Source organism: Amycolatopsis pittospori (assembly GCF_013870525.1).
Taxonomy (GTDB): domain Bacteria; phylum Actinomycetota; class Actinomycetes; order Mycobacteriales; family Pseudonocardiaceae; genus Amycolatopsis; species Amycolatopsis pittospori.
In genome coordinates, this window is the sequence record NZ_JACBXD010000053.1 from 18,492 (window position 1) to 41,689 (window position 23,198).

The window sequence follows — 23,198 nt, forward strand, 5'->3', positions numbered from 1 at the left end:
TCAAGTTCGCAAGGCAAACTCCTCCGCCGTGCGCCTGTTGGGGACTTCCGCGCACGAATCGGAGGAAAGATGAAGCTCTCTACCCGGCTGGCCGTGGTCGCCGGCGCCGCGCTGACCGCGCTGGCCGCCGTCGCCGCGCCGGCGTCGGCCGCGCCGAGCGCGACCACCGACGTCCGGCTGATCACGTTCAACGACCTGCACGGCAACCTCGAACCGCCGTCCGGTTCGAGCGGCCGCGTCACGCTGCCCGACGGCACGACCGTCAACGCGGGCGGTGCCGTGTACCTCGCGGCGCACCTGAAGCGGCTTCGCGGCGAAGTGCGCAACTCGGTCGTGCTTTCGGCCGGTGACAGCATCGGTGCCTCGCCGGTGATCTCGGCGCTGTTCCACGACGAGCCGACGGTCGACCTGTTGAACATGCTCGGCGTCAAAGCCTCTGTGGTGGGCAACCACGAATTCGACGAGGGCCTCAAGGAACTCCGCCGGATCCAGAACGGCGGCTGCCATCCGACCGACGGCTGCCAGTTCCGGAAGTCCTTCAAGGGCGCGAACTTCCCGTTCCTCGGGTCCAATGTGTACTACGAGAACGGCTTCCCGGCGTTGCTGCCGTTCAGCATCGAGTTCTCCGGCGGCGTCCCGATCGGCATCATCGGCGCCACGCTGAAGGATCTGCCGCAGGTCGTCACCCCGGAGGCGATCAAGGGCCTCAAGTTCGGCGAAGAGGTCCAGGCCATCGACCGGACCGCGAAGCTGCTCGACCTCGTCGGCGTCAAGGCGCAGGTCGTGCTGCTGCACCAGGGCGACAACTCCGGGCCGGCCGGGCCGGACGAGTGCAAGGTCCAGCCGGGCGCCGCGACCGCCATCGCGCAGAAGGTGACGTCCAAGGTGGACGCGATCTTCACCGGACACAGCCACCAGCAGTACAACTGCGTGATCAACGACCCCGACGGCAAGCCGCGCACCGTCATCCAGGGCGCGTCGTTCGGCCGTCTGCTCTCGGTCGTCGACCTGAAGATCGACCGCCGGACCCGCGACGTCGTCCGCGGCGAGACCAAGGCGCACAACGAGATCGTCACCCGCACCGTCGATCCGGACGGCGACGTGCAGACGCTGATCGACGAGGCCAAGGCCAAGGCGGCGCCGATCGCGAACAAGGCCGTCGGCACCATCACCGCCGACCTGGTCGCCAAGGGCGCGCCGTCGGGCGAGTCCCCGCTCGGCGACGTCATCGCGGACGCCCAGCTCGAGGCCACCAAGTCGAACGGCGCCCAGATCGCCATGACGAACCCGGGCGGAATCCGCACCGACTTCACCTACGCGTCGTCGCCGAACGGTGAGGGCGACGGGGTCGTGACCTACGGCGAGGCGTTCGCCGTGCAGCCGTTCGCCAACATCATGCAGACGATCACGCTCACCGGGGCGAACCTGAAGAACGTGCTCGAACAGCAGTGGCAGGCGAACGGGATCGTGCGGACCCTGCAGATCTCGAAGTCGCTGAAGTACTCGTTCTCGTCTTCGGCGCCTGCCGGATCGAAGATCTCGAACCTGACGCTCGACGGCACGCCGATCGACCCGGCGGCGTCGTACCGCGTTTCGGTGAACAACTTCCTCGCCGCCGGCGGGGACGGCTTCACCGAGTTCACGAAGGGGACCGGCCTCACCGGTGGTCCCGTGGACCTCGACGCGCTGATCGCGTACTTCGCGGCGCACCCGAACGTCGCACCGCCGGCCGCGGACCGGATCACCGTCCTGCCGTAACCCCTCCGCGCGTGCCATGAACGGCCCGTTACTGGCAAATTTTGCGAGTAACGGGCCGTTCCTTGCGTCCGGAGGCGTCCGATGCGGACATTCGGGGGTGGTTTTGTCAGTGACCCAGGGCACAATGTCCGCCATGACGACCTGGGAAGAAGTCGTGGGCCTGGCGGCCGTGCTGCCGGAGGTCGAGGAGTCCACGTCGTACCGCACACCGTCGCTCAAGGTCGCGGGCAAGAGCTTCGCCCGGCTGCGCACCGAAGCCGAGGGTGGGCTGATGCTGTTGTGCGAGCACGCGGAAAAGGAGGCCCTGCTGGCCTCGGGCGACCCCGCGTACTTCACCACTCCGCATTACGACGGCTACGGCGCGATCCTTGTCGACCTGGAGAAGGTCGACAAGGCACAGTTGCGTGAACTCATCGAGGAGGCCTGGCGGCTGAAGGCGCCGGCCAGGCTCACGAAAGGACTGGACGACTAGCGAAGCTCGCCTTCGAGGAGGCTCATCAGGTACTCGTCGTGCCACTCGCCGTTCTGGCCACGGAACGACTGGCGGTGCCGGCCGTCCACCTGGAATCCGAGCTTCTTGTAGACGTGGATCGCGGCCTCGTTGCCGACCACGACCCACAGCGCGATCATGTGCAGCCGCATCATTTCGAAGCCGTAGCGGCAAAGCGTTCGCATGGCGTCGGTGCCGTACCCGCTGCCCCAGTGATCCTTCTCGCCGAGGTAGATGTCTAGCTCGGCGCGCCCCTGCTCCGGCGTGGCGTCGCGCAGGGTGCAGGTGCCGATCAGCGTGCCGACGGCGAGACTCTCGATCGCGAAGCTCGCCTCCGCGTAGCTGTTGGGCTTCCGTTTGGCGAAACGCTCGCGGATCTGGGCGAGCGATTCCGGGTGATCCGCGGGCAACCAGCGCACGACCTCCGGATCGTTGTGCCAGCGCCACAGCGTGTCGGCGTCCTCGGGCTCCAGCGGTCGCAAACGGACCAGCTCGCCGGTCGGCATCGTTCTCCCCCGATGATCGTCTGTTCGTCCGATTATCGCGCGATACCGCTGAGCAGCCAACGCCTTATCGGGATCTCCAGCAGCACCCTGGCCCCGAACGGCTCGATCTCCTCACCAGCGGTCCAGCCGTCGTACTTCGCCGCCAGCGCCGCGAGAATGTCTTCACGCAGCGCTCCGCGATGGACGCGCACCTGCCCTTCGGCGACAACGGGCGCGTCGCCGTCTTCGAGCGCGAGGCTGACCCGCGGGTCGTTGTCGACGTTGCGCACCTTCACGTTGTTCTCGCCGCTGCTGACCCAGAAGACGTCGTCGCGATACACGAACCAGACCGGCGTGACATGCGGTGATCCGTCCGGACGAAGCGTGCACAGCCACACGTTCCGCTCCCGTGCGAGGCGTTCTATAAGCGATTGATCACGTTTCACCTGGTCAGCCTGCCCGAAAGCTAGGGTCCGGGGCGTATGAAGGTCCACCAGTACTGCTACTTCGCCTTGAAGAGCGAAACCGTGTCCGCCGGGGAGATCACCGCGCGGCTCGGCATGGAGCCCGACGAGGTCATGGTGCTGGGTTCGAGGATCCCCGAGCGGCGGGTGCCGCGTATGCACGCCTGGAAGATCGTGCAGCGCGGCGTGGATTCCGTCGACGACCAGATCGAGCGCGTGATCGGCAGACTCGCGCCGGTCCGGCCGGCGATCCGGACACTGGTGGACGAAGGCGTGAGCGCCGTGCTGCAGGTGGTCCGCTACTTCCATCACCGGGACGGTGGTGAGGAGTTCGGCTGGCATCTGTCCCCGGCCGTGCTCGCGTTCCTGGCCGAGGCGGCCGCCGCATTGGACGTCGACGAATACGACCTCAGCGAATGACCTTCCACTGAGCCGGTGCACGGCGGCGAGGCCGGAGATGGTGGGATGGTGCCCCACAGCCGGACAACCCCCGTTGGGAGCCCAGCATGTCGAGCGAGAACTGGCCGCTGCGTCAGGACCCGGAGTCGCCGGTCATCATCTCCCGGTCGCTGGTGGAGGACAGCGCGAACCTCGCGTTCGTCGTGCTGGACGACGACGGCGACTGGTTCATCAGCGACGGCAACGAGTTCTCCGAGGACATGGAGTCCAACCGCGACGCGTTCGGGTCGCTGCCGCTGCAGGCGGCGCTGGACCTCATCCCCGAACTCGCCGCACTCGCCGGCCTCCCCACCGGCATGGCCGCCGACTGGGACCCCGAGCGGCGCACCTGGCTGCTGAGCTCGGTCGCCGACTCCGACGATGACGACGAGGACCTCCTCGTGCGTGCCGCCCGTCTCGCCGCGTGGACGCACCCGGGCTCGCCGCTCGAAGAAGTGCAGGTGAGCACCGAACTCGCCGAGATCCCCACCGACCCCGCCGCGCCCGTCCGCGCCGTGCGCCAGGTCGTGCGCGAGGCCGACGGCAGCTGGCTGCTCGTTGGCTTCCAGGTGCCGGAGGACCAGGACTTCGAGGTCGAAGCGCTGGAGATGGAACACGCCGTCACCCTGTATCCGGACGTCGCGCTGGTGCTGAGCGCCGCGCCCGGCCAGGTCTACGACCGCGCTTCCGCCGACGCCCCGTGGGAACTCGTCGAAGGCTAGAGGCAGCGCAGCCAGACCGCGTGCCGCCAGGACGCGCCGTCGGCTTCGACATCGACGACTCCGATTTCCACGTGGGTGGAGGACGTCGTGTCCGTGCCGACGCAGGTGGGACCGAAGGCACCGTCGTGCCGGACATGGTCGGGGCCGGTCCATCGTGCTCCGGCCAGGATGAAGCCGTCACCCTCCGATCGGCCGTCCGGCGCCTCGGTGAGCCAGATGGTGTTTCCCGCCGCGTTGGGCCAGGCCCAGCCTTCGAACACGGTCGGCCGGACGTCCCGGTTCACCAGCCAGGTCGCCGTGATGACGACGGCGACTCCGGTGACGGCCGCGGTGACAGCGTGTCTCCTGATCGTCCCGTTCACGGCTTCAGCCGAAATCGCAGTACATGACGTGCAGCCCGATACGGCCCAGCGTCGGATGCGCGAACGCGCCCGGCACCGTTCCGACGATCTTGAACCCGAGCCGCTCGTAAACGCGGATCCCGGCCAGGTTCGATTCGGCGACCGCGTTGAACTGCATCCCCGCGAAACCCTGTTCCCTCGCCCAATCCAGGACGTGCGCACACAACGCGCTGCCGACGCCCTTGCCGCGAACATCCTTGTCCACCATGAAACTGGCCGTCGACACATGAGACCCGGGTCCGTCGCGATTCGGACCCATTTTGGCCGTGCCGAGCACCTTCCCGTCCTCGACCGCGACGACCGTCCGCGCCGGCGGCGTCGCGGCCCAGAGCCCACGCGCGGTTTCTTCGGTCAGGTCCGGGTCATACGTGTACGTGTCCGCGGCGCGCACGACCTCGCGCACGATCGGCCACACCTGGACCCAGTCGTCGTCGGTGAACCCCCGGATCTCCATGTCCCGCACGCTACCCGTAACAACCACCCGGCCTCGCCCGACTTTCTCCTGCGACCCGAGGAGTTCGGATGGCCGAGTACGAGATCGTCTGCACCGTCCAGACCGGTTGTACCGCCGGTGGCCACATCCTGGCCGTCTGCCGTGGCGGCGCCGACCACCCGATGAGGGTCGCCGAGATCTACCAGTCGATGGACGGCGGCGACCGCTACTTCACCGATGCCGGCGGTCTCAAGGCCTACGTACGGAAATGGGCTTGTCCTTGTGGTGAGGGAACGTTGAGGTCCATGGCCGACGCGACTCTGCGGAACAATCTCGACAGTTTGCCGCTCTGCGGCTAGAGGTTCGGCTTGTGCGGAAGATCCTGCCCGTGTTCATGAAGGAATTGGGACGCTCAACGTCCCAATTCCTTCATGAACACGCCTGCGTCCACTCCGTGCAAGCCGTGTTGCTGTGTCCGTCGCTCTGCCATCAGCACCGGACGGGCGGCACGACGGCCTGACTGGCCGGTTCACTAACTGCTCGCCTTGGAGAATGACCGGACAAAGCGAAAGCCCCAGGTCCACAGTGGACATCCACTGACCTGGGGCTTTCGCGGGAGAGCGGATGACGGGAATCGAACCCGCGTATTCAGCTTGGGAAGCAGGGTGATCATGCTGGAAATTGCTCTTGACCTGCGGATGAGCCTGTCTCGCGGTGCCCGCCGTTGACCTTGGTTGACCGGTCTTAATGGCACGCTAATGACATGATGGCACGCCTTATTGCTCCTTGAGCGGTCGACCTCTGACGTCTCTCTTCCGGGGTACTGCGTCCTGTGAGAGTCCGACAAGTCCGAGCACAATGCAGAAGCCGGCCGGGATCCATAACCACCAGGAACTCGGCGAGCGGACCGCGAGGACTATCAGACCTCCTGCGGCCACGATGAGGATGATCGCGAGCGTGATTCCGGTGGGCTCGCGTCTGAGCTCGTTCTGTCCCTGCAACATGAGCTCAACCGTGTTGTCGATGTGCGTAAGTAGTCGAGCTCGCGCCGCGCTGTCTTCAGGCAGAGACGACACCAGATCGACGTCGATTTTCAGCTGCCTTCGTTGCCGGTTGCCTTCGCGTCGTCGATACAGCTCGATCAGGGCACCCAGAACGGGCACCCCAGCAGCGATGAGCTTCGAGGCTGTATCCCAGTTCATGAGCGACCAAGATACGCGTCAGCTCGGTGAGTCTCTTCACCCCGCCCTTCCTCGCCCCTGCCGCTGTTAGCGCTGGATCGTCGGTGTCAAGGGTGAGCGCAGCTCATCGCGTAGCGACGCCGCAGACGCCCTTGATAGTGGCGGGTCGGTGTTAAACGATCGTCTGCGAGGGAGTGGCTGTCACTAAGCCTGGTCGTCCCTCGGGTCTGTCGTCGGACTGGACGAGGCGGTCTGTACGCCGCTGTCGGCGGTGCGCTGTGCCTGACCACCGGTTCGGCGGGGCCACCCGGCGACCGGCGGCCGGAGCGGAGCGGCAGGCCGTCCGTGTCGCGGTCGGGTGGTCCGTCGAACGGTCGGTGACGTGCGCGCCGCCGATGGCGGCGCCTTGATTCCAAAGAGCCAAGTTCGGCAGGAGGCGTCGCTTGCTGAATGAGGGGCACTCGCCTAGCAGAAGAAGTCGTCCTTCGCGCAGAGCGACAAGACTGTTACACCTGCGCAGCGAAGATTGGTAACATGGCGACCTGTCAATCCGACTGTAGGTTAAACGGTTCTGCGTCGGATGGAAGAAAATGACTGCTAGTGACATCATGGGTCTGGCGGGCCTGGTTCTTTCAATCATTGGTATCCCGCTGGCTTTTGTGCTTGCGCGAAGGGGGCGCAAAAGACCACTCCTGAAGTATTCGGCAGACTTCAAAGTTCTGGCAAGCTCTAAGCATGGCGCATTTGAAACTGGCTTCATGCGGGCACCGTCTGGAGAGCCGATTGTTACTATAAGTCGTACCACTGTGGCGATATGGAATCATCAAGGTGACACGCTGCGTGGTGTGGATATTGTCCCACAGGATCGATTGCGAATAAAGCTTTCGGATGGCGATTATCCGCTCCAGGTTAGGATCGCTGCGCGGAGCAGGGTTCAAAATGAACTAAGTGTGAAGGTTGATCCGCAAGATAGATCTGCGGTGCTTGTCGAATTTGACTTCCTTGATTCTGGCGACGGCGGCCTCGTGGAAGTCATTCATCAAGGTTCGGAAGTGCCTGCCTTGACGGGTACAATACGGGGCGCAAGCATCGATAAGCGACCACCCTTAAACCTTTCTCCTGATCTCATGGACTTGATGAGGAGGCCTTGGTATCGACGAATAAGACGTCGTATTACACTGCAAGTGCTAATTCTTGCCATCGCGGGGGTTTCGTCTGCAATTGTATTTAGTGTGATGGCATTAAGTTTAAAGAGGGATAGTCCTGAACTAGTCGATTACGTCCGCTTTGATTTAAATACCCTGGAAGGGCAAGAAGAGTTCGGTCGGGAAGTTGCAAGTAAAGGCCTAAGCCTGATCCAGATTCCAAACTCGATTATTGTAGCAATTGCTATGGTAGTAATCTTGCTATATGGCTACCCGCTTTTCAGGAGGCTTCGTCTCAAAATTCCACGATCGATAATTCGCATTGTTGACGAAAAGGCGTCTGACGTCGATTCAAGCGAAGCTTCTGTTGTTGATTAGGTCTGGTAACCTATTTGCGTCTCGTCGACGTGTTTACGGCTAATCGCTGACCTAGTCATCTGGAGGACGTCTTCGTTTGAACAGTCCAATGGTCATGTGGTTGCCAGGTTGCGGTCGCTAGCCATGCGACCGGCATCCGACGAGCGTTCCAGTGCGGATCAACTAGGAATTCTTGGAATGCGTCGCTGTCAGAGGAGGCGTTCTGCGAATCCTGATTGCACCAGGCAGTCGTACGCGTCAACTACGTAGTTAGGAATCTTCTGTTGGATGGCAAACCCGCGTTCGGCGTAGGCGGTGATGCGTTGGGTGTCGCCGACCAGCATGTTGATGACGCGGTCCACGTCGCCGATGCTCTCGATGTACTCGTCCAGAGGGAGTGGCCGCGAAGCGCAGATGACGTCGACGTCGGGCCACAGCTTCTTGCAGGTCGCATAGGCGCGTCGCTGCTGGTACGGCCGTGAGATGAGGACGACTGACCCGACTTCGATGCCGCGTGACTCCAGCAGCTTTCGGGTGAGTGTGATGTTGTCCCCTGTGTTCCGTGCCTCGGGCTCGACCAGGATGGCGTCATCCGGCACGCCCAGCTCAAGCGCATGTTCGCGGTAGTGCACCGCCTCGCCGCGCGGAAACCGTTCGACAGTCGTCGGCGCGTTGGCCCCAGTGAAGACGATGAGCGGGAACATCCCGGCGTGGAACAGTTCCGCGGTGAAGGTCGCGACCCCGAGATCGTGACTGCCAAGTCCGATCCCGACGTTGGCGGGCCGGAGTTCGTGGTGCATGTCGTGGTAGTCCCAGAGCGTCTGGACGTCGGCGCGGAGGTCGTCCGGCAGGGTGGTCGAACGCTCGGGCATCTGGGTCTCCGGGGTCAGTCGGGGATCTTGAAAGTGTAGGTCCAGGAGAACCGGCTTGCGGCGTGCACGCCACGTGCGAATTCGACAACGCGGCCATCTCTCGGTCATGGTGTCCGGCTCAAGGCCTTGCAAGGTGAGGACCAGGAACCCGCCGCCTCGTCCCGCCGGACCGGGGGTCGGGTCGACGATGGGGGTGCCTTCGACATCGGCAGGCCGGTAGTAGCTCGTCGACCCCGACACCCGCGAGCCACTGACCGACTGGGACGACGCGGTCGAAGCCGTGGAAGACCCGGCACACGTCGTCACCTTCGGCCGCCAGGTGCACTCCAAGGGCATCCTCGGCGGCTCAGAGGAAGCCGGGCGGCACATCGGCTACCTGACCAAGTACCTCACCAAGTCGACCGGCGAGGTGGTCGAGGCCGACACCACGCGGCAGAAGGACCATCACGACCGGTTGCACGCGGAGCTGTCCGTGACCCCCTGCTCGCCTCGGTGCGCGGTGTGGCTGCTCTACGGGATCAACCCCAAGGGCGCCAACGGAAAGACCACACCAGGGCACTGCAAAGGAAGGGCTCATCGGCGGACCACGCTCGGCCTGTCCGGTCGGCGGGTGCTGGTGTCGCGGAAGTGGTCGGGGAAGACGCTCGTCGACCACAAGGCCGACCGGAAAGCCTTCGTCCTGGAAGCGCTGGCGGCGGTCGGGATCGAGAAACCCGCACCGGACCCGGCTCGGCTGGTCTGGCGCAAGGTCGACTCCGGCGACGCGAACGTGCCTCCTCGGGACCACCTGGTGATGCACGCGATCTCGGAACGGATCACGTGGAAAGCCGAGTACGACAGGGCGCTACTCGCCGCGCAGAGTCCGCCAGATCTTTCGGCAACTCAGGGTGTGGCTGCTTAGGAACTGGGGGAGGGAACACATGGAAGCCAAGTATCTGACGGTCGAAGAGGCGGCCGTCTACCTCAACACCGGCGTTCGCTTCGTACGTCGACTGATCGCCGAACGTCGGATCGCCTTTCACAAGGCGGGAGTTCATGTCCGTCTGGCTCTCGGGGATCTGGAGAGCTTCATGCAGGCAGGGCGGGTAGAGCCGATCACGCGCGCATCGGTCCGCCGTGACCTGGGACGGGCGGCCTGAGATGGCGAACAAGCGTGGGCATCGCGGTTTCGGGACTGTTCGGCAACTTCCGTCCAAGCGGTGGCAGGCTCGCTATCCCGCACCTGACGGAATCATGCGGCCAGCGCCTGACACCTTCGACACGAAGCGGGCCGCTGAACGCTGGCTGTCGTTGACGGAAACGCAGATCACACAGGGCGAGTGGATCGACCCGGAGCGGGCAAAGCGCACGCTCGGCGACTACGCGGACCAGTGGATCACCCAACGACCTGGGCTTCGCCCGCGAACGGTCGAGCTGTACAAGTGGTTGCTGCGTAAGCACATCGCGCCTAATCTCGGCGGGGTCGAGTTAGGCAAGCTGTCGACGGCGGTCATCCGTCACTGGCGCGCGGACCGCCTGGGGTCTGGTGTCTCGGAGTCGGTGACGGCCAAGGCGTACCGGCTGCTGCGGGCGATCCTGAACACGGCGGTGGATGAGGACAAGATCTTGCCTCGTAACCCGTGCCGAGTCCGCGGTGCCGATCGCGAGAATCCGGACGAACGCCCGGTGATCACCGTGGCCCAAGTGTTCGACCTGGCCAGCCGGATGCCGGAGCGCTTCCGCGCCTTGGTGCTCCTCGCCGCGTTCGGCTCGCTGCGATGGGGTGAGGTGACCGCACTGCGCCGGTGCGACGTCGCCGAAGACGCGGGCTGGGTCCGGGTGTCGCGCGCGATGGTCGAAGTTCCCGGTCGCGGGCTCATCGTCGGGCCGCCCAAGTCGAGGGCGGGTGTCCGGACGCTGATCATTCCGGCGGCGGTCCGGCCTGATCTTCTCCGCCACCTGGAGACCTGGGTCAAGCCCGAGCAAGATGCGCTCCTCTTCACCGGTGAGCGAGGTGGGAACGCGGTACGTCGGCCGAACTTCAGTCAGCGGACGAAGTGGGTCGAGGTCGTGGAGAAGATGGGCTTGAAGGGGTTGCACTTCCACGACCTACGGCACGCCGGGAACATCTGGGCCTCGAAGGCGGGCACGTCGACCAAGGATCTGATGGCGCGCATGGGGCACGACGACATGCGGGCGGCGCTCATTTACCAGCGGGCGACGAGTGAGGCCGACGCGCAGATCGCGGACCGGTTGTCCAAGCTCGTCGACCGCCACCGCAAGGGCGCGACTCCGGACGACGACGAAGATCGGGACGGCCAGCCGGTCCCGGTCGGCTAATGGCACGTTAATGGCACGCGTGAGCCGATGGGCAGACAAAGCGAAAGCCCCAGGTCCACAGTGGACATCCACTGACCTGGGGCTTTCGCGTGAGAGCGGATGACGGGAATCGAACCCGCGTATTCAGCTTGGGAAGCTGATGTTCTACCATTGAACTACATCCGCAGTGCTCGGCCAGCATACATGGTCCGGATCTCTCCTTGCCAAGACCCACCCCATCCTTGACGTCGTCGACAAGAGTGACAACACTTGTTGTCTACGTCGGAGGTGAGCCGGATGGGCGAGAGGCTGCCCGACCCCGAGTTGTTCCGCCAGGGCGGGTTCCGGGTCGCGTCGAAGTTGTTCATCGAGGGTGACATCCGGGGTGACGAGAGTCAGGTCGCGCGGCTGCGGGGGTTCGCGCAGCAGGAGGATCCGGCGGCCGACGTGCTGGTGCCCTTGCTGCGAAGTGGCGGCCAGGGCAAGTTCGAACAGGCGATGCGGCAAGGCATCGACAGCGTCGAGGATCCGCCGGAGGCGCTCGAAGCCTTCTTCCGCAACGTCGAGGCGACGCCGTACTGGGTCGATCAGGATCGTTTGGAACGCGGTGCGCGGGCGATCACGCGTGCCGGGTTGCTCGGCCTCTTCCCGCTCGGCGACGTCTCGCTGATGGGTGGCTATCTCGCTTCGCGCGCGACGAAGTCCCTCGTCGGTACCGGTGAGATCGAGTACAAGGCGGCGCGGCGGCTGGTCGAGACCGCGACCTGGTGGATCCACGTGACGACGCCGGGTGCTCTCGCGCAGGGTGAGCGCGGGTATGCCTCCGCGTTGCAGGTGCGCGTGGTGCACGCGCATGTCCGCGCGGCCATGAATCGCCGCAAGGACTGGGATTACGCCGCTTGGGACAAGCCGGTCAACCAGGTCCAGACCGCGGGCACGCTCCTGCTCTTCTCCCTCGTCTACGTCTTCGGCACGCAGTTGCTCGGGCTCCGCTACACCGACCGCGAGCGCGCCGACATCCTGCATCTGTGGCGTTACGTCGGTTGGTTGATGGGGGTCGACGAGGAGTTGTTGCCCGCCGGCGAGGACGATGCGTGGCGTCTGCTGTGGCTGCTCGCGGCCACCGAGTTCATTCCGGACGACGACTCCAAGCGGCTCGCCAGGGCCCTGATGAAGTCCCACGCCGCGATCGGCGAGGGCCGGGGCGCGGTGGGCAAGGTCCTTTCGCACGTCTCTGTCGCGGCGCACGGGTCGATCAGCAGGCTGCTGCTCGGTAAGTCGAACGCCGACTTCCTGGAGCTGCCCGACGATCCGATCGCGCAGGCGGCCGTGGTCGCGGTGGCGGGCGTCAACTTCGCCGCCGAGACGGTCCGGCGGCTGGTGCCCGGCGCGACGGCGCTCCAGGAGCGGATCGGCGCGGCCGGGCGGCGCCACTACATCCGGCAGGTCACCAAGGTCTTCGGGCTCGACCCGACCTACGGCAGGCACATGAAGGCAGCTTGACTACGCTGATCGCGTGCTCCTCAGCGACCGTGACCTCCGTAAAGAGCTCGACGCCGGCCGTCTCGGCGTCGACCCGTTCGACCCGACGATGGTCCAGCCGTCGAGCATCGACGTGCGCCTCGACCGCTTCTTCCGCGTGTTCGACAACAGTAAGTACACGCATATCGACCCGCAGCTCCAGCAGGACGAGCTGACCTCGCTGGTCGAGAAGGAAGGCGAAGACCCCTTCGTCCTCCACCCCGGGGAGTTCGTGCTCGGCTCCACCTACGAGACCGTCACGCTCGCCGACGACCTCGCCGGCCGCCTGGAGGGCAAGTCCTCCCTCGGCCGCCTCGGCCTGCTCACGCACTCCACCGCGGGCTTCATCGACCCCGGCTTCTCCGGCCACATCACGCTGGAGCTGTCGAACGTCGCCAACCTGCCGATCACGCTCTGGCCGGGGATGAAGATCGGGCAGCTCTGCATCTTCCGCCTGTCGAGCGCCGCGGAGTTCCCGTACGGCTCGAACGAGGCCGGCTCGCGCTACCAGGGGCAGCGGGGACCGACCCCGAGTCGCGCGTACAAGAACTTCCACCGCGTCGACACCTGGCGGTAAGCGTTAACCCACCGGCGCTTCCCACTCGATCCGGTGCTGCCACATGAAGGCGTTCGGGTCCTCCTGCGGCGGGTTCTTGAACGCCCGCGTGATGAAGAAGTCCCGGATCACCCGTCCGACGGGTCCGACCGCCTTCGCGTCGCCGTTGCGCTTGCCGCGCTCGACGACGGCTTCGACGCGCTTGCGCCGGAGGCCTTCGTAGGTGGCGAGTGCCTTCGGGATCGAGGGCACGTCGCGCAGGCATCGCGCCAGGGTGACGGCGTCTTCGATGGCCATCGCCGCGCCTTGGCCCGCGGCCGGTGAGGTCGCGTGCGCGGCGTCGCCGATGATCACCATCTTGTCCGTCCGCCAGGTCGGGACGCTCGGGAAGTCGTACGTCGCCCAAGGCCGGTAGATCTCCCGGGTCGCGCGCACGATGTCGACGGCCGGGGTGCGGTCCACGGCCAGTTGCCGGATCAGCTCCCCGCGCCAGGCGTCGCCGGTCATCGTGGCGAGCTCCGTTTGCGACGGATCCTGCTTCCGGGGGACGTTCGCGAACCACCAGACGCGGCCGTCCGGATGGACGACGTGCGCGAAGAACAGCCGCTTGCCGAAGGTCATGTGCAGGACGCCGGGCTCATCGTCCAGGCGTACGCCCTCGGCCAGCCCACCGGTGTTCAGCAGCGGAACGTAGCGCGGTGACGGTGCCTGCGGGTCGATGATCCGCCGCACCCGCGAGCGGAGTCCGTCCGCGCCGACCAGCAGATCGCCTTCGGACGACGAACCGTCCTCGAACGTCGCGAGTACACCCGAAGCGGTCTCGCGCGCGTCTGCCAAACGTTTGCCATAGCGGACTTCGATGCCGCGTCTGACGGCCTCGTCGCGTAGGCCGACGTAGAGGTCCGAGCGCAGGACGGTCTGGCTCGTGGTTCCGTCGGCCAGCATCCCGCCCAGCGCGAAGTCGGCCAGTTCGCGGCCGTTCCCGAGGTGCATCTTGATCCTCGGGGTGTCGAATCCCAGGTTCTTGACCAGGCCTTTCAGTCCCAGTGGCTCCAGTGCGCCGAGTCCGTTCACCGCGAGCGTCAGGAACGCGCCGACGCCCTCAGCGGTCCGGTCGTACGCCTCGTGGATCACCGCCTCGTGCCCCGTCTCGTGCAGTGCGATCGCCGTGATCGTGCCCGCGATACCCCCGCCGGCGATCAGTACCTTCGCCATGTCCTTCATCCCATCGAATCTCTTAGAAACTAATTCGTTCTGTCGAACTAAAGACTCCGTTAGGCTGGCCGATGTGTCAAGTGAGCGAGCGGAGCTGGTCGGGCGGGTCCTCAGTGGGTCGCGGGCGCTGTCGACCGAGACGGTCATGTTCCATACGGCGATCGCCGAGCAGAGGGGGCTTTCGGCCGTCGAGAGCAAGGTGACCGACTACCTCGCTCGCCTCGGCCCTCAGACGCCGAAGGATCTGTCGCGGCTCTCGGGGCTCGCGCCGGCGTCGATCACCGCGCTCATCGACAGGCTCGTGGGCAAGGGTGTCGTCGTGCGGAAACCGCATCCCGAAGACCGGCGGAAGGTGCTCATCGAGATCGACGGGGCGATGACGGCCGGCGCCGCCCCGCTGTGGGATCACCTGGTGAAGTCGGTCCGCGAGGCCTGCGAGAAGTACACGGACAGTGAGCTCGGGACGGTGATCCGCTTCTTGGAGGACGCCGCGGCGATTACGCACGACTCCACAGGTCGCATCACAGACCGCTGACCGGTATTACTACTTTCGGGGGTATTGCCGTAACCAGTTCGTGATAGTTTTCGGCCTCGTGTCCCCCAAAAGAGCAAGAAACCGGTTACTTCTTGTCACGCTCAGCTTTCTGCTGGGTGGTGTGATCGCCAGCGCGAGCTACCTGATGGTGACCGACCGGTTCCAGGGAACGGCACTGAGCAACCTGTCGTTGAGCGTGCCCGACACCAAGGGCAAGTCCGGCGAGGCACTCGCGAAGCCTCCCGCCTACTTCGGCCAGACGACCTCTCCGGCGCCCGGGGACACCGCTCCCGGTTCGGCAGCCCCGACGTCGTCCTCGGTGGCCCCCACTTCCTCCTCCGCCCCGCCCAGCTCGTCTTCCGCCCCGGCTGAGCCGCCCGCTCAGACGTCGGATGCCCCCAAGCCCGCCCCGAGCAAGAACCCGGAACCGCCTCGTTCCACGGACAACTCGGTCGCCGGGCAGGTCATCGCGCTGGTCAACTCCGAGCGCGCCGACGCCGGCTGCTCGCCGGTGAGCAACGAATCGCGCCTCGCGGCCGCGGCGCAGGGGCACAGCGACGACATGTCGGCCCGGAACTACTTCTCGCACACCACTCCGGAGGGCGTCACGTTCGACCAGCGCATCCGGGCCGCCGGCTACAGCAAGCCGGGTGCGGAGAACATCGCCAAGGGTCAGTCATCGGCCGCCAAGGTGATGGACGCGTGGATGAACTCCGAAGGGCACCGCGCGAACATCCTCAACTGCAAGCTGACGAAGATCGGCGTGGGCCTGAACACCAAGGGCATGTACTGGACCCAGAACTTCGGCTACTGACCCTTTTCCCATCGTTCGGCGATGTCGCCGTAGCGGGCCAGTACCGCGGCGCGTAGCTCGGGATCCGTTCGCGGGACCGGTTCGATGAACACCTCGGTGACATCGCCGAACGCCTGCGTCAGTTCGGCCGCCAGCCGGACGCAGGCGCCTTCGACGTCCGCGGCGCCCAGCGCATCGTCGAAGTCGACGCGGGTGCACACGAGCACCTGATCGGTGCCCATCAGCATGGTCTGCAGGTCGACGACGGCCTCGATCTCGGGTGCGCCCACCAGGTGGTCCCGCACGCCGCGGACCAGCCTCGGATCCGCCTGCCTGCCGATGAGCAGGCCCCGGTTGGTGCGCCCGAGCACGTAGGCGACCAGCGCCAGCAGGATGCCGATCGCGATCGACGCCGCGCCGTCCCAGACGTGCGAACCGGTGAGCTGGTGCAGGCCGATCCCGGCGAAGGCCAGCAGCAGGCCGATCAGCGCCGCGGAGTCCTCGAACAGCACCGTCTTCGGTGCCGGGTCGTCGATCATCCGCAGGTAGACCGAGATCTTCTGACCCGATTCGGCGGCGTCGCGCCGCACCTGCCGTACGGCCTGGAGCCACGAGACCGACTCGAGCACGAAGGCGATCGCGAGGACGATGTAGCCGACGATCGGATCGGTCTGCTCGGTCGCTTCGCCGAACACCGTCGAAAAGCCTTCGTAGAGCGCGAACATCGCGCCCGAGGCGAAGATCGACACCGCCGCCAGCAGCGACCAGAAGTACCGCTCCTTGCCGTACCCGAAGGGGTGCACGCGGTCGGCGGGCCGGTCCGAGCGTTTCAGCGCGGTCAACAGGAGGACTTCGGTGATCGTGTCGGCCACCGAGTGCGCGGCCTCGGAGAGCATCGCGCCGGAGCCGGTGATGATCCCGGCGATCAGTTTCAGCACCGCGATGGCGAGGTTGACCCCGCCCGCCAGCACTACGGTCAGGGTGCTTTCGCCACCGGGTTCTTCACTCACGTTGCGTAGCGTAGTGCGAGTGCGCCGATCTCACAGACGACGCAAACCCTGCAGGACGCGTTCCATCAACGCGAGTGCCGGATGACCATCGAATTCAGCCTGCGTTTCATGAACGGTAACCAAACCGAGTTCGGCCATGTCACCCAAAAGGACCTTTGCAACGCCGAGCGGAACACTTAACGAGGCGGCGACTTCGGCGACCGAAGTCGGACGGCGGCACAGTGACCGGACGGAATGGAATTCCACGCTGAACCCCGGCGCGCTCCAGGGGGCGTCATTGCGGACCGAGATCATCGCTTCGATGGCGAAGTTCCGCTTGGATTGCGTGCGTCCGCCCGTGCGGACGTACGGGCGGACGCGCGTGCGTTTCTGCTGCTGGCGCGGCGGACGCCGGGCGGCCGGGATGCTGGGGATGGTCGCTTCCTGAGCCATTCGGGCGAGCGCCGCGGCCGAAGGGAGCCGGGTGGACGGACGAAGAGTCGACGAGCCCGGCATCGCGAGGCGGTGTTCCTTGCCCGGACGGAGTTCGTGCCGGTTGCCCATTGATTTCCTCGCCCCATTTCTTCGTCGCGAAAGGAACCTCGCGGACGACAACGGCAACGAGGAAACGCCAGCTTATCGTTGCCGTGTACCGCCGAACGGGTAAGGGAAGGAAAGGTCGGACTTCAGATAAAACGCGAGGGAACATTCTCTCGCATTATGTGCGAGAGAATGTTCCCTCCGAGCTCGACGTTCTACTTGTCTTCCTCCGGAAGAGTGGTTCCGGCGGTCGTTTCGTCGGCCGGTGCTTCGGCCTTGTCGTCGAGTTCAGCATCTGAGACGGCGTCGAGCGACGGCGCGCCCGCCGGGACCAGCTGTGGCTCCGGCTTGCGCTTGACGGCCGTCAGGAGCAGCTGCGCGACGTCGACGATCTCGACCTTCTCGCTCGCCTGTCCGTCGCTCTGGCGGGCGGTGAGACCGTCGTTGAGCATCACCTTGCAGAACGGGCAGCCGGTCGCGATCTTCGACGGCGCGGTGCCGAGCGCCTCGTCCACGCGCTCGACGTTGATCCGCTTGCCGATCTTCTCTTCCATCCACATCCGCGCGCCGCCGGCGCCGCAGCACATCGAGCGGTCGCCGTGCCGCGGCATCTCCCGCAGCGTCGCGCCGGTGGCCCCGACGAGCTCACGCGGAGCGTCGTAGACCTTGTTGTGGCGGCCCAGGTAGCACGGGTCGTGGTAGGTGACGTCCTCGGCGACCGGCGCCACCGGGGTCAGGTGCTTCTCCCGAACCAAGCGGTTGAGCAGCTGGGTGTGGTGCACGACGTCGAACTGGCCGCCCAGCTCCGGGTACTCGTTCGCGAGGGTGTTGAAGCAGTGCGCACAGGTGACGACCACCTTGCGTGCCTTGCGTTCGCGGCCCTCGAACACCGAGTTCAGGATCTCGACGTTCTGCTGCGCCAGCATCTGGAACAGGAACTCGTTACCCGCGCGGCGGGCCGGGTCACCGGTGCAGGACTCCTCCGAGCCGAGCACCGTGTACTTCACGCCCGCGATGTGCAGCAGTTCCGCGACGGCCCGCGTGGTCTTCTTCGCGCGGTCCTCGAACGCGCCGGCACAGCCGACCCAGAAGAGGTACTCGGTGTCGCCGAGGTCGCCGTCGAACACCGGCACCTCGAAGTCGAGGTCCTCGGTCCAGGCGAGCCGGTCCTTGGCGTTCTGGCCCCACGGGTTGCCCTTGTTCTCCAGGTTCTTGAACATCCCGTTGAGCTCGCTGGGGAACGAGGACTCGATCATCACCTGGTAGCGGCGCATGTCGACGATGTGGTCGACGTGCTCGATGTCCACCGGGCACTGCTCGACGCAGGCGCCGCAGGAGGTGCAGGACCACAGCACGTCTGGGTCGATGACGCCGCCGTCGTCGCCGATGAGCGCCTTCTGGGACTCGGCGATCGCGAGGACGTCGATGCCCGCGTACATGTTGTCTCCGGAGAGGCCGACCTCGTCGCCCGCCATGTCGCGCTTGCCGCCCGCGAGCAGGTACGGCGCCTTCGCGTAGGCGTGGTCGCGAAGCTGCGTGATGAGCAGCTTCGGCGAGAGTGGCTTGCCCGTGTTCCACGCGGGGCACTGCGACTGGCAGCGACCGCATTCGGTGCAGGTGGAGAAGTCCAGCCAGCCCTTCCAGCTGAAGTCCTCGACCTTGCCGACGCCGAAGGTGTCTTCGTCCGGGTCCGCCTCTTCGAGGTCGAGCACCTTGCCGTTGCTCATCATCGGCTTGAGCGCGCCCAGCGCGACGCCGCCGTCGGCCTCGCGCTTGAAGTAGATGTTGAAGAAGGCGCTGAACCGGTGCCAGGCGATCCCCATGGTCATCGTGCGCGCGATGACGAACAGCCAGATGGTGGCGCTCATCAGCTTGACGAACGCGAATACCGAGACCAGGTTCGGGCTGGCGGGCAGCAGCTCACCGATCGGGTGCGAGACGAACGCGGCCCAGACCGGGGTCTCGTGGACGTTCAGCGCGGACTTCGCGGCGCGGACACCGATGATGCCGATGCCCTCGATGAGCACGACGGCCTCGATGAAGTACGCCCACTTGAAGTTGGAGCCCTGGAAGCGGGACTGCCGGTCCGCGCGGCGCGGGTGGTTCTTCTGGCGGATCCAGATCAGCACCAGGATGCCGACGATGGTGCCGACGCCGAGCAGCTCCATGAGCAGCTGGAACAGCGACCAGTCGTCGAGGATGGGCCAGCCCCAGGTCGGGACGAAGACCTCGCCGTAGGCCTCGAACAGGGCCAGCGATCCGATCAGGAAGCCCCACATGACCAGCCAGTGCGCCGGGCCGACGCTCTTGACCTTGTTCATGCGGGTGTGCGCCGCGAATTCCTTGATCAGGGTCTTCATGCGCGCCGCGAACGGGCCGTTGCGGGTCGAGTCGGGCTGCCCGAGCCGGATCACGCGCACGAAGCGCGCGATGGTCGCGGCGAACATCCCCCAGGCGACGATGCCCAGGAGGACCGCGATCCCGCCGAGCGTCAGCTGTACAGCGCCCATCGTCGGGTGCCTTTCGTCCGAGTGAAGCGTGTGGTGGTTCGGGCAGACTAATGCTTCTTACTGATGGGTAACCCACTGACCGCGCCCAAGTCCCACCGATGTGGTGTACACCTCTCTTTGTTTTAAGACGATCGTCCAGGTAGTTTTTGTGACATGGGTGCGTACCTTCTCCTCGCTTTGGCCATCGCCGCAGAGGTGACCGCCACGGTCTCTTTGAAACTTTCCGAGGGCTTCAGCAAGGTGGGGCCGTCGATCGCCGTGGTCGTCGGCTACGCCGTCGCGTTCGTCGCGCTCGCGTACGTTCTGAAGGCCGGCGTGCCGGTGAGCGTCGCGTACGCGATCTGGGCCGCGGCCGGTGTCGCGCTGGTCGCGATCGTCGGCATCGTGTTCTTCAAGGAACCGGTCAACCTCGCCGTCATCGGCGGGCTGGCGCTGGTGATCGGCGGTGTCGTGTTGATCGAGGCAGGGAGCGCGCACTAAGTGAAGATCCAGGTCGACGGCCGGAAGGCCCGGGGCGAGAAGCGGCGCGAGGAGATCATCGCGGCCGCGTTGCGGGTGATCGAGCGGGACGGCGTCGCCGGGGTCACGCACCGGACGGTCGCCACCGAGGCGGGCGTGCCGACGGCTTCGACGACGTACCACTTCTCCAGCCTCGACGACCTGCTGATCGCGACCCTCATCTCGTGCGCGAGGGATATGGCGACCGAGGTCTACTGGATGATCGACCGCGCGCGTTCACGCGGCAGCCGCGGCGCCGAAGAGGTCGCCGGCCTGCTCGCGCAGGCGCTGGGCCCGCGGCGCGGCCGGACGATGGCGGAGTACGAGCTGTACCTGCTGGCCGCGCGGAAACCTGAGCTGCGGCCCGCCGCGCGGCGCTGGCTGGACGTGCTCACCTCGATGGTCCGGCACGACGACGAGGTCGCGTTCCGGGTGTTCCTCGCCGGGATCGACGGCCTGCTGATCCAGGGGCTCATCGACGACGAACCGCCCTCGGCGGAGGAGTTGCGGCCGGTGGTGGATTACCTGCTGAAACCCCGTTGACCAGCCGGGTAGCTTTCGGATCATGAGGACTGTCGGTGCTTATGAACTGGACGACGATCCGGCGAGGGTGGACCTCGACGCGGTGTGGAAGTTCCTCTCCACCGGCGCCTACTGGGGCAAATGGCGTGACCGGGAAACGGTCGAGAAGGTCATCGAGAACGCGTGGCGCGTCGTAGGCGCGTACGAGGCTTCGAGCGGCCGTCTGGTCGGCTTCGCGCGGGCGTTCTCGGACACCGTCGGCAGCGCGTATCTCGCGGACGTCTTCGTCGTCGAGGACGCGCGCGGCACGGGGCTCGGCAAGGAACTGGTCCGGGAGATGATCGACAACGGGCCGGGTGCCGAGTTCCGGTGGATGCTGCACACCGCCGACGCGCACGGGATGTACCGGCCGTTCGGGTTCGGCGACCCGCCGGAGGGGCAGTACATGGAGCGAGGGCGCGCCAACGGCCAGGTCTAGAGCGGCCAGAAGTCCGTGAAGGGGTCGTGAGTGTTTTGGGTCGTTAGGGCCAACCGGGTCGTAGGTACCTACGGTCGGGCGGGTTGGCGTGACTGGACGGACGCCACACGTGACTGGACGGACGGCAAGCGTGACTGGACGGACGTCACCGAGTGTCGTCCGTCTGATCACGGGCGTCGTCCGTCGGATCACATGTGCCGTCCACCCAGTCACGCGAAAGCACCGACCCGGCCCGGCTTGGTCGTGTGGTGAAGGCGGTGAGAGCCAACCGGGTCTGAGGTACCCATTGGGTTCTGGCTGCGGTGGGTCGTAGGTCCGGTCCGTGAAGGCCTCCTTACCTACCCTGAAAGTAGGCAAGGAGGCCTTCACGGACTTATGGGTCGTCAACGTGCACCAGCAGCGCGGGTGGCCAGGGCGCCGCGCCGTAGTCGGTCAGGGGGCTCGTGAGTGGTAAGGGTCGTTAGAACGACCCAAAACACTCACGACCCTCCGGCATCACGGAAAGTCGCTCAGCCCTTGTTCTCGTGCAGGGCGGTCAGCGAAGCCCGCGCGATCGCGTGGCTGAAGAGATTGAAGCCGAGGAAGGCCGGCGTAGCGTCTTCGCCGACTTCGAGCTTCTCGACGTCGACGGCGTGCACCGTGAAGATGTAGCGGTGCGGCCCGTGCCCGGGAGGCGGGGCGGCGCCGAGGAACTGCTTCACACCTCCGTCCCCCTTCAGGGTGACGGCGCCCGCCGGAAGACCTGAGCCGGCTTCGTCGCCCGCGTTCGCCGCGAGCGCGGTCACCGAAGCGGGGATATCGAAGACCGCCCAGTGCCAGAAACCGCTCGCGGTCGGGGCGTCCGGGTCGTAGCAGGTGACGGCGAAACTCTTGGTCTCGGCGGGGAAGCCTTCCCAGGACAACTGCGGGGAACGGTCTTCGCCGCCCGCGCCGAAGATCCCCGACAGCTGGGGCGTCGGCAGGAAGCCGCCTTCCTCGATGTCGGTGCTGCTCAAGGTGAAGGCAGGCAGATCGGGCAGGAAATCGTAGGGATCGGGTGCCTGCGGCATGCATCCTCCTGGTCGTGGAACCGGTGACCCCGCCAGGTTAAGACCCCGAGAACCCCGGCGCGGGTTCAGGGACGAACCCGGGGGTTACCCCTATGTTCAGCCCGCCGCGCTGGCCTTAGCGTCGAGACACACGAAAACCTGCTCTGGAGGGACTCAAGACCATGGCGCGCCCACTCCTCGCAATCGGAGGCATCGCCTTGATCGGCGTCGGTGTCCTCACCGGCCTCGGCTGGTGGTGGCCGTCCGACGCGGAGGCGACCGCCGAGGTGACCCAGTCGATCAAGAGCGTCCGCGTCGACAACGACGAGGGCGCGGTCAAGATCCGCACGGGCGAAGGCACGGTGAAGGTCCGCCAGGAGTTCTCCTACCGCTGGAACAAGCCGGGCGACGCCTACCGTGTGGAAGGCGACACCCTGGTCCTCACCGGCTGCGGGAGCAACTGCGAGGTCGACTACGACGTGGTCGTCCCGGCGGGCATCCCGGTCACGGGCCGGGTCGACTCCGGGTCCGTCGAGATCGCCGGAGTGTCCACTGTGGATATCACGGTCGACTCCGGTCGTGTCGACGTGCGAGACGTCCCTGGCACGGTGAAGGTCAAGGCCGACTCCGGTCGTGTCGAGCTCAAGAACATCGGCCAGACCGCCACCGTCGACGCGAGTTCCGGTTCGGTCAAGGGCGAGCGGCTCGGCGGCGACGTGAACGTGCACGCCGACAGCGGCCGCATCGAGCTCGAACTGGTCAAGACGGCCAATGTCACCGCACGGAGCGACAGCGGCTCGATCGAACTCACCGTCCCGCGGGGCGACTACAACGTCAGCGGCACCACCGACAGCGGCAGCCGTGACATCGACGTGAACCAGTCCGGTTCGGCCCAGTACAAACTCGATCTCAACACCGACAGCGGAAGCGTCAAGGTCAACGCGGCCTGACGCGATTTCAATCGGGGGA

27 protein-coding genes, 1 tRNA gene and 1 pseudogene are annotated in these 23,198 nt (G+C 65.8%); 17 read left to right on the forward strand and 12 right to left on the reverse strand.

The features are described from left to right. Positions 1 to 69: 69 nt before the first annotated feature. Together H5J31_RS26240 and H5J31_RS26245 are read left to right on the forward strand one after the other, a co-directional pair. The gene (locus H5J31_RS26240) at positions 70 to 1,758 is read left to right on the forward strand and encodes a bifunctional metallophosphatase/5'-nucleotidase (RefSeq protein WP_181775311.1); all 1,689 of its coding nucleotides are present in this window, start codon (positions 70 to 72) and stop codon (positions 1,756 to 1,758) included. A 133-nt stretch (positions 1,759 to 1,891) separates the two neighbouring features. Continuing rightward, positions 1,892 to 2,230, forward strand: coding sequence for an MmcQ/YjbR family DNA-binding protein (locus tag H5J31_RS26245; RefSeq protein WP_181775312.1), 339 nt, complete (start codon positions 1,892 to 1,894; stop codon positions 2,228 to 2,230). Here H5J31_RS26245 and H5J31_RS26250 read toward each other — a convergent pair. Together H5J31_RS26250 and H5J31_RS26255 are read right to left on the reverse strand one after the other, a co-directional pair. Continuing rightward, complete coding sequence (locus H5J31_RS26250) at positions 2,227 to 2,754, reverse strand: GNAT family N-acetyltransferase (protein WP_181775313.1); 528 nt, start codon at positions 2,752 to 2,754, stop codon at positions 2,227 to 2,229. The two genes, H5J31_RS26245 and H5J31_RS26250, sit on opposite strands and share 4 nt — an antisense overlap. Before the next feature lie 32 nt (positions 2,755 to 2,786). Beyond that, complete coding sequence (locus H5J31_RS26255; protein ID WP_328701613.1) at positions 2,787 to 3,227, reverse strand: TIGR03618 family F420-dependent PPOX class oxidoreductase; 441 nt, start codon at positions 3,225 to 3,227, stop codon at positions 2,787 to 2,789. Here H5J31_RS26255 and H5J31_RS26260 point away from each other — a divergent pair. Both H5J31_RS26260 and H5J31_RS26265 read left to right on the forward strand, forming a co-directional pair. Continuing rightward, complete coding sequence (locus tag H5J31_RS26260; RefSeq protein ID WP_181775315.1) at positions 3,216 to 3,617, forward strand: DUF4279 domain-containing protein; 402 nt, start codon at positions 3,216 to 3,218, stop codon at positions 3,615 to 3,617. The genes H5J31_RS26255 and H5J31_RS26260 overlap by 12 nt on opposite strands. A gap of 86 nt (positions 3,618 to 3,703) precedes the next feature. Beyond that, positions 3,704 to 4,357, forward strand: coding sequence for a hypothetical protein (locus tag H5J31_RS26265; protein ID WP_181775316.1), 654 nt, complete (start codon positions 3,704 to 3,706; stop codon positions 4,355 to 4,357). Here the strand turns inward: H5J31_RS26265 and H5J31_RS26270 are convergent. Both H5J31_RS26270 and H5J31_RS26275 read right to left on the reverse strand, forming a co-directional pair. Then, a complete protein-coding gene (locus tag H5J31_RS26270) occupies positions 4,354 to 4,719 on the reverse strand; it encodes a hypothetical protein (protein WP_181775317.1) in 366 nt (121 codons plus the stop codon). The genes H5J31_RS26265 and H5J31_RS26270 overlap by 4 nt on opposite strands. Positions 4,720 to 4,723: 4 nt before the next feature. Next, complete coding sequence (locus H5J31_RS26275) at positions 4,724 to 5,212, reverse strand: GNAT family N-acetyltransferase (protein WP_181775318.1); 489 nt, start codon at positions 5,210 to 5,212, stop codon at positions 4,724 to 4,726. A 68-nt stretch (positions 5,213 to 5,280) separates the two neighbouring features. On the opposite strand from H5J31_RS26275, the gene H5J31_RS26280 reads away from it, so the two are divergent. Continuing rightward, positions 5,281 to 5,550 carry a DUF3892 domain-containing protein gene (locus H5J31_RS26280; protein WP_181775319.1) on the forward strand — a complete coding sequence of 90 codons (270 nt, stop codon included), beginning with the start codon at positions 5,281 to 5,283 and terminating at the stop codon, positions 5,548 to 5,550. A gap of 417 nt (positions 5,551 to 5,967) precedes the next feature. Here H5J31_RS26280 and H5J31_RS26285 read toward each other — a convergent pair whose 3' ends face one another. Beyond that, entirely contained in the window at positions 5,968 to 6,393 is a 426-nt protein-coding gene (locus H5J31_RS26285) for a hypothetical protein (RefSeq protein WP_181775320.1), read from the reverse strand. 569 nt (positions 6,394 to 6,962) lie between these two features. Between H5J31_RS26285 and H5J31_RS26290 the strand changes: the two genes are divergently transcribed. After that, a complete protein-coding gene (locus H5J31_RS26290; protein WP_181775321.1) occupies positions 6,963 to 7,895 on the forward strand; it encodes a hypothetical protein in 933 nt (310 codons plus the stop codon). Between the two features lie 188 nt (positions 7,896 to 8,083). On the opposite strand, the gene H5J31_RS26295 is transcribed toward H5J31_RS26290, so the two are convergent. After that, a complete protein-coding gene (locus H5J31_RS26295) occupies positions 8,084 to 8,746 on the reverse strand; it encodes a YdcF family protein (RefSeq protein WP_181775322.1) in 663 nt (220 codons plus the stop codon). Positions 8,747 to 8,972: 226 nt separating this feature from the next. Between H5J31_RS26295 and H5J31_RS26300 the strand changes: the two are divergent. The 3 genes and pseudogenes from H5J31_RS26300 to H5J31_RS26310 all read left to right on the forward strand — a co-directional run. Further along, a pseudogene (locus H5J31_RS26300) lies at positions 8,973 to 9,647 on the forward strand (replication initiator); the annotation flags it as partial. A 19-nt stretch (positions 9,648 to 9,666) separates the two neighbouring features. Next, complete coding sequence (locus tag H5J31_RS26305; protein WP_181775323.1) at positions 9,667 to 9,885, forward strand: excisionase family DNA-binding protein; 219 nt, start codon at positions 9,667 to 9,669, stop codon at positions 9,883 to 9,885. A 94-nt stretch (positions 9,886 to 9,979) separates the two neighbouring features. Further along, a complete protein-coding gene (locus tag H5J31_RS26310; protein WP_236005394.1) occupies positions 9,980 to 11,065 on the forward strand; it encodes a tyrosine-type recombinase/integrase in 1,086 nt (361 codons plus the stop codon). Between the two features lie 94 nt (positions 11,066 to 11,159). Here H5J31_RS26310 and H5J31_RS26315 read toward each other — a convergent pair. Beyond that, positions 11,160 to 11,230: transfer RNA gene (locus H5J31_RS26315), tRNA-Gly, on the reverse strand. 111 nt (positions 11,231 to 11,341) lie between these two features. Between H5J31_RS26315 and H5J31_RS26320 the strand changes: the two genes are divergently transcribed. Then, positions 11,342 to 12,547 carry an oxygenase MpaB family protein gene (locus tag H5J31_RS26320; RefSeq protein ID WP_181775325.1) on the forward strand — a complete coding sequence of 402 codons (1,206 nt, stop codon included), beginning with the start codon at positions 11,342 to 11,344 and terminating at the stop codon, positions 12,545 to 12,547. Positions 12,548 to 12,560: 13 nt separating this feature from the next. Continuing rightward, positions 12,561 to 13,142, forward strand: a complete 582-nt coding sequence (gene dcd, locus H5J31_RS26325; RefSeq protein ID WP_016338162.1) for a dCTP deaminase — start codon at positions 12,561 to 12,563, stop codon at positions 13,140 to 13,142. A gap of 3 nt (positions 13,143 to 13,145) precedes the next feature. Here dcd and H5J31_RS26330 read toward each other — a convergent pair whose 3' ends face one another. Beyond that, the gene (locus tag H5J31_RS26330; protein ID WP_181775326.1) at positions 13,146 to 14,336 is read right to left on the reverse strand and encodes an FAD-dependent oxidoreductase; all 1,191 of its coding nucleotides are present in this window, start codon (positions 14,334 to 14,336) and stop codon (positions 13,146 to 13,148) included. A gap of 73 nt (positions 14,337 to 14,409) precedes the next feature. Here H5J31_RS26330 and H5J31_RS26335 point away from each other — a divergent pair, with 73 nt between their 5' ends. After that, on the forward strand, positions 14,410 to 14,871 hold the full coding sequence (locus tag H5J31_RS26335) for a MarR family winged helix-turn-helix transcriptional regulator (RefSeq protein ID WP_181775327.1): 462 nt from the start codon (positions 14,410 to 14,412) through the stop codon (positions 14,869 to 14,871). A gap of 121 nt (positions 14,872 to 14,992) precedes the next feature. Continuing rightward, on the forward strand, positions 14,993 to 15,685 hold the full coding sequence (locus H5J31_RS26340) for a CAP domain-containing protein (protein ID WP_181775328.1): 693 nt from the start codon (positions 14,993 to 14,995) through the stop codon (positions 15,683 to 15,685). Here the strand turns inward: H5J31_RS26340 and H5J31_RS26345 are convergent. The 3 genes from H5J31_RS26345 to H5J31_RS26355 all read right to left on the reverse strand — a co-directional run bounded on the left by H5J31_RS26345 (position 15,679) and on the right by H5J31_RS26355 (position 19,703). After that, complete coding sequence (locus tag H5J31_RS26345) at positions 15,679 to 16,674, reverse strand: cation diffusion facilitator family transporter (RefSeq protein WP_181775329.1); 996 nt, start codon at positions 16,672 to 16,674, stop codon at positions 15,679 to 15,681. The genes H5J31_RS26340 and H5J31_RS26345 overlap by 7 nt on opposite strands. Before the next feature lie 30 nt (positions 16,675 to 16,704). Then, positions 16,705 to 17,217, reverse strand: coding sequence for a DUF742 domain-containing protein (locus H5J31_RS26350; RefSeq protein WP_181775330.1), 513 nt, complete (start codon positions 17,215 to 17,217; stop codon positions 16,705 to 16,707). Positions 17,218 to 17,408: 191 nt separating this feature from the next. Next, complete coding sequence (locus H5J31_RS26355; protein WP_181775331.1) at positions 17,409 to 19,703, reverse strand: (Fe-S)-binding protein; 2,295 nt, start codon at positions 19,701 to 19,703, stop codon at positions 17,409 to 17,411. A gap of 153 nt (positions 19,704 to 19,856) precedes the next feature. On the opposite strand from H5J31_RS26355, the gene H5J31_RS26360 reads away from it, so the two are divergent. Genes H5J31_RS26360 through H5J31_RS26370 form a run of 3 tightly spaced genes read left to right on the forward strand, consistent with a single transcriptional unit; the run spans position 19,857 to position 21,201 of the window. Further along, positions 19,857 to 20,183, forward strand: a complete 327-nt coding sequence (locus H5J31_RS26360) for a DMT family transporter (protein ID WP_181775332.1) — start codon at positions 19,857 to 19,859, stop codon at positions 20,181 to 20,183. After that, entirely contained in the window at positions 20,184 to 20,744 is a 561-nt protein-coding gene (locus H5J31_RS26365; protein ID WP_181775333.1) for a TetR/AcrR family transcriptional regulator, read from the forward strand. Positions 20,745 to 20,766: 22 nt separating this feature from the next. After that, positions 20,767 to 21,201, forward strand: coding sequence for a GNAT family N-acetyltransferase (locus H5J31_RS26370; protein WP_181775334.1), 435 nt, complete (start codon positions 20,767 to 20,769; stop codon positions 21,199 to 21,201). A gap of 509 nt (positions 21,202 to 21,710) precedes the next feature. Here H5J31_RS26370 and H5J31_RS26375 read toward each other — a convergent pair. Then, positions 21,711 to 22,250 carry a YbhB/YbcL family Raf kinase inhibitor-like protein gene (locus H5J31_RS26375; RefSeq protein WP_181775335.1) on the reverse strand — a complete coding sequence of 180 codons (540 nt, stop codon included), beginning with the start codon at positions 22,248 to 22,250 and terminating at the stop codon, positions 21,711 to 21,713. A gap of 161 nt (positions 22,251 to 22,411) precedes the next feature. Here H5J31_RS26375 and H5J31_RS26380 point away from each other — a divergent pair, with 161 nt between their 5' ends. Then, complete coding sequence (locus tag H5J31_RS26380) at positions 22,412 to 23,179, forward strand: DUF4097 family beta strand repeat-containing protein (protein ID WP_181775336.1); 768 nt, start codon at positions 22,412 to 22,414, stop codon at positions 23,177 to 23,179. Positions 23,180 to 23,198: the final 19 nt, after the last annotated feature.

What these genes read in the sequence shown, in the direction of transcription:
- H5J31_RS26250 (WP_181775313.1), bottom strand. Translation starts at nt 2,754, where the DNA reads ATGCCGACCGGCGAGCTGGTCCGTTTGCGACCGCTGGAGCCCGAGGAC.
- H5J31_RS26305 (WP_181775323.1), top strand. Translation starts at nt 9,667, where the DNA reads ATGGAAGCCAAGTATCTGACGGTCGAAGAGGCGGCCGTCTACCTCAAC.
- H5J31_RS26330 (WP_181775326.1), bottom strand. Translation starts at nt 14,336, where the DNA reads ATGGCGAAGGTACTGATCGCCGGCGGGGGTATCGCGGGCACGATCACG.
- H5J31_RS26350 (WP_181775330.1), bottom strand. Translation starts at nt 17,217, where the DNA reads ATGGGCAACCGGCACGAACTCCGTCCGGGCAAGGAACACCGCCTCGCG.
- H5J31_RS26310 (WP_236005394.1), top strand. Translation starts at nt 9,980, where the DNA reads ATGCGGCCAGCGCCTGACACCTTCGACACGAAGCGGGCCGCTGAACGC.
- H5J31_RS26295 (WP_181775322.1), bottom strand. Translation starts at nt 8,746, where the DNA reads ATGCCCGAGCGTTCGACCACCCTGCCGGACGACCTCCGCGCCGACGTC.
- H5J31_RS26280 (WP_181775319.1), top strand. Translation starts at nt 5,281, where the DNA reads ATGGCCGAGTACGAGATCGTCTGCACCGTCCAGACCGGTTGTACCGCC.
- H5J31_RS26260 (WP_181775315.1), top strand. Translation starts at nt 3,216, where the DNA reads ATGAAGGTCCACCAGTACTGCTACTTCGCCTTGAAGAGCGAAACCGTG.
- H5J31_RS26320 (WP_181775325.1), top strand. Translation starts at nt 11,342, where the DNA reads ATGGGCGAGAGGCTGCCCGACCCCGAGTTGTTCCGCCAGGGCGGGTTC.
- H5J31_RS26380 (WP_181775336.1), top strand. Translation starts at nt 22,412, where the DNA reads ATGGCGCGCCCACTCCTCGCAATCGGAGGCATCGCCTTGATCGGCGTC.
- H5J31_RS26245 (WP_181775312.1), top strand. Translation starts at nt 1,892, where the DNA reads ATGACGACCTGGGAAGAAGTCGTGGGCCTGGCGGCCGTGCTGCCGGAG.
- H5J31_RS26265 (WP_181775316.1), top strand. Translation starts at nt 3,704, where the DNA reads ATGTCGAGCGAGAACTGGCCGCTGCGTCAGGACCCGGAGTCGCCGGTC.
- H5J31_RS26275 (WP_181775318.1), bottom strand. Translation starts at nt 5,212, where the DNA reads ATGGAGATCCGGGGGTTCACCGACGACGACTGGGTCCAGGTGTGGCCG.
- H5J31_RS26290 (WP_181775321.1), top strand. Translation starts at nt 6,963, where the DNA reads ATGACTGCTAGTGACATCATGGGTCTGGCGGGCCTGGTTCTTTCAATC.
- H5J31_RS26370 (WP_181775334.1), top strand. Translation starts at nt 20,767, where the DNA reads ATGAGGACTGTCGGTGCTTATGAACTGGACGACGATCCGGCGAGGGTG.
- H5J31_RS26355 (WP_181775331.1), bottom strand. Translation starts at nt 19,703, where the DNA reads ATGGGCGCTGTACAGCTGACGCTCGGCGGGATCGCGGTCCTCCTGGGC.
- H5J31_RS26375 (WP_181775335.1), bottom strand. Translation starts at nt 22,250, where the DNA reads ATGCCGCAGGCACCCGATCCCTACGATTTCCTGCCCGATCTGCCTGCC.
- H5J31_RS26285 (WP_181775320.1), bottom strand. Translation starts at nt 6,393, where the DNA reads ATGAACTGGGATACAGCCTCGAAGCTCATCGCTGCTGGGGTGCCCGTT.
- H5J31_RS26360 (WP_181775332.1), top strand. Translation starts at nt 19,857, where the DNA reads ATGGGTGCGTACCTTCTCCTCGCTTTGGCCATCGCCGCAGAGGTGACC.
- H5J31_RS26240 (WP_181775311.1), top strand. Translation starts at nt 70, where the DNA reads ATGAAGCTCTCTACCCGGCTGGCCGTGGTCGCCGGCGCCGCGCTGACC.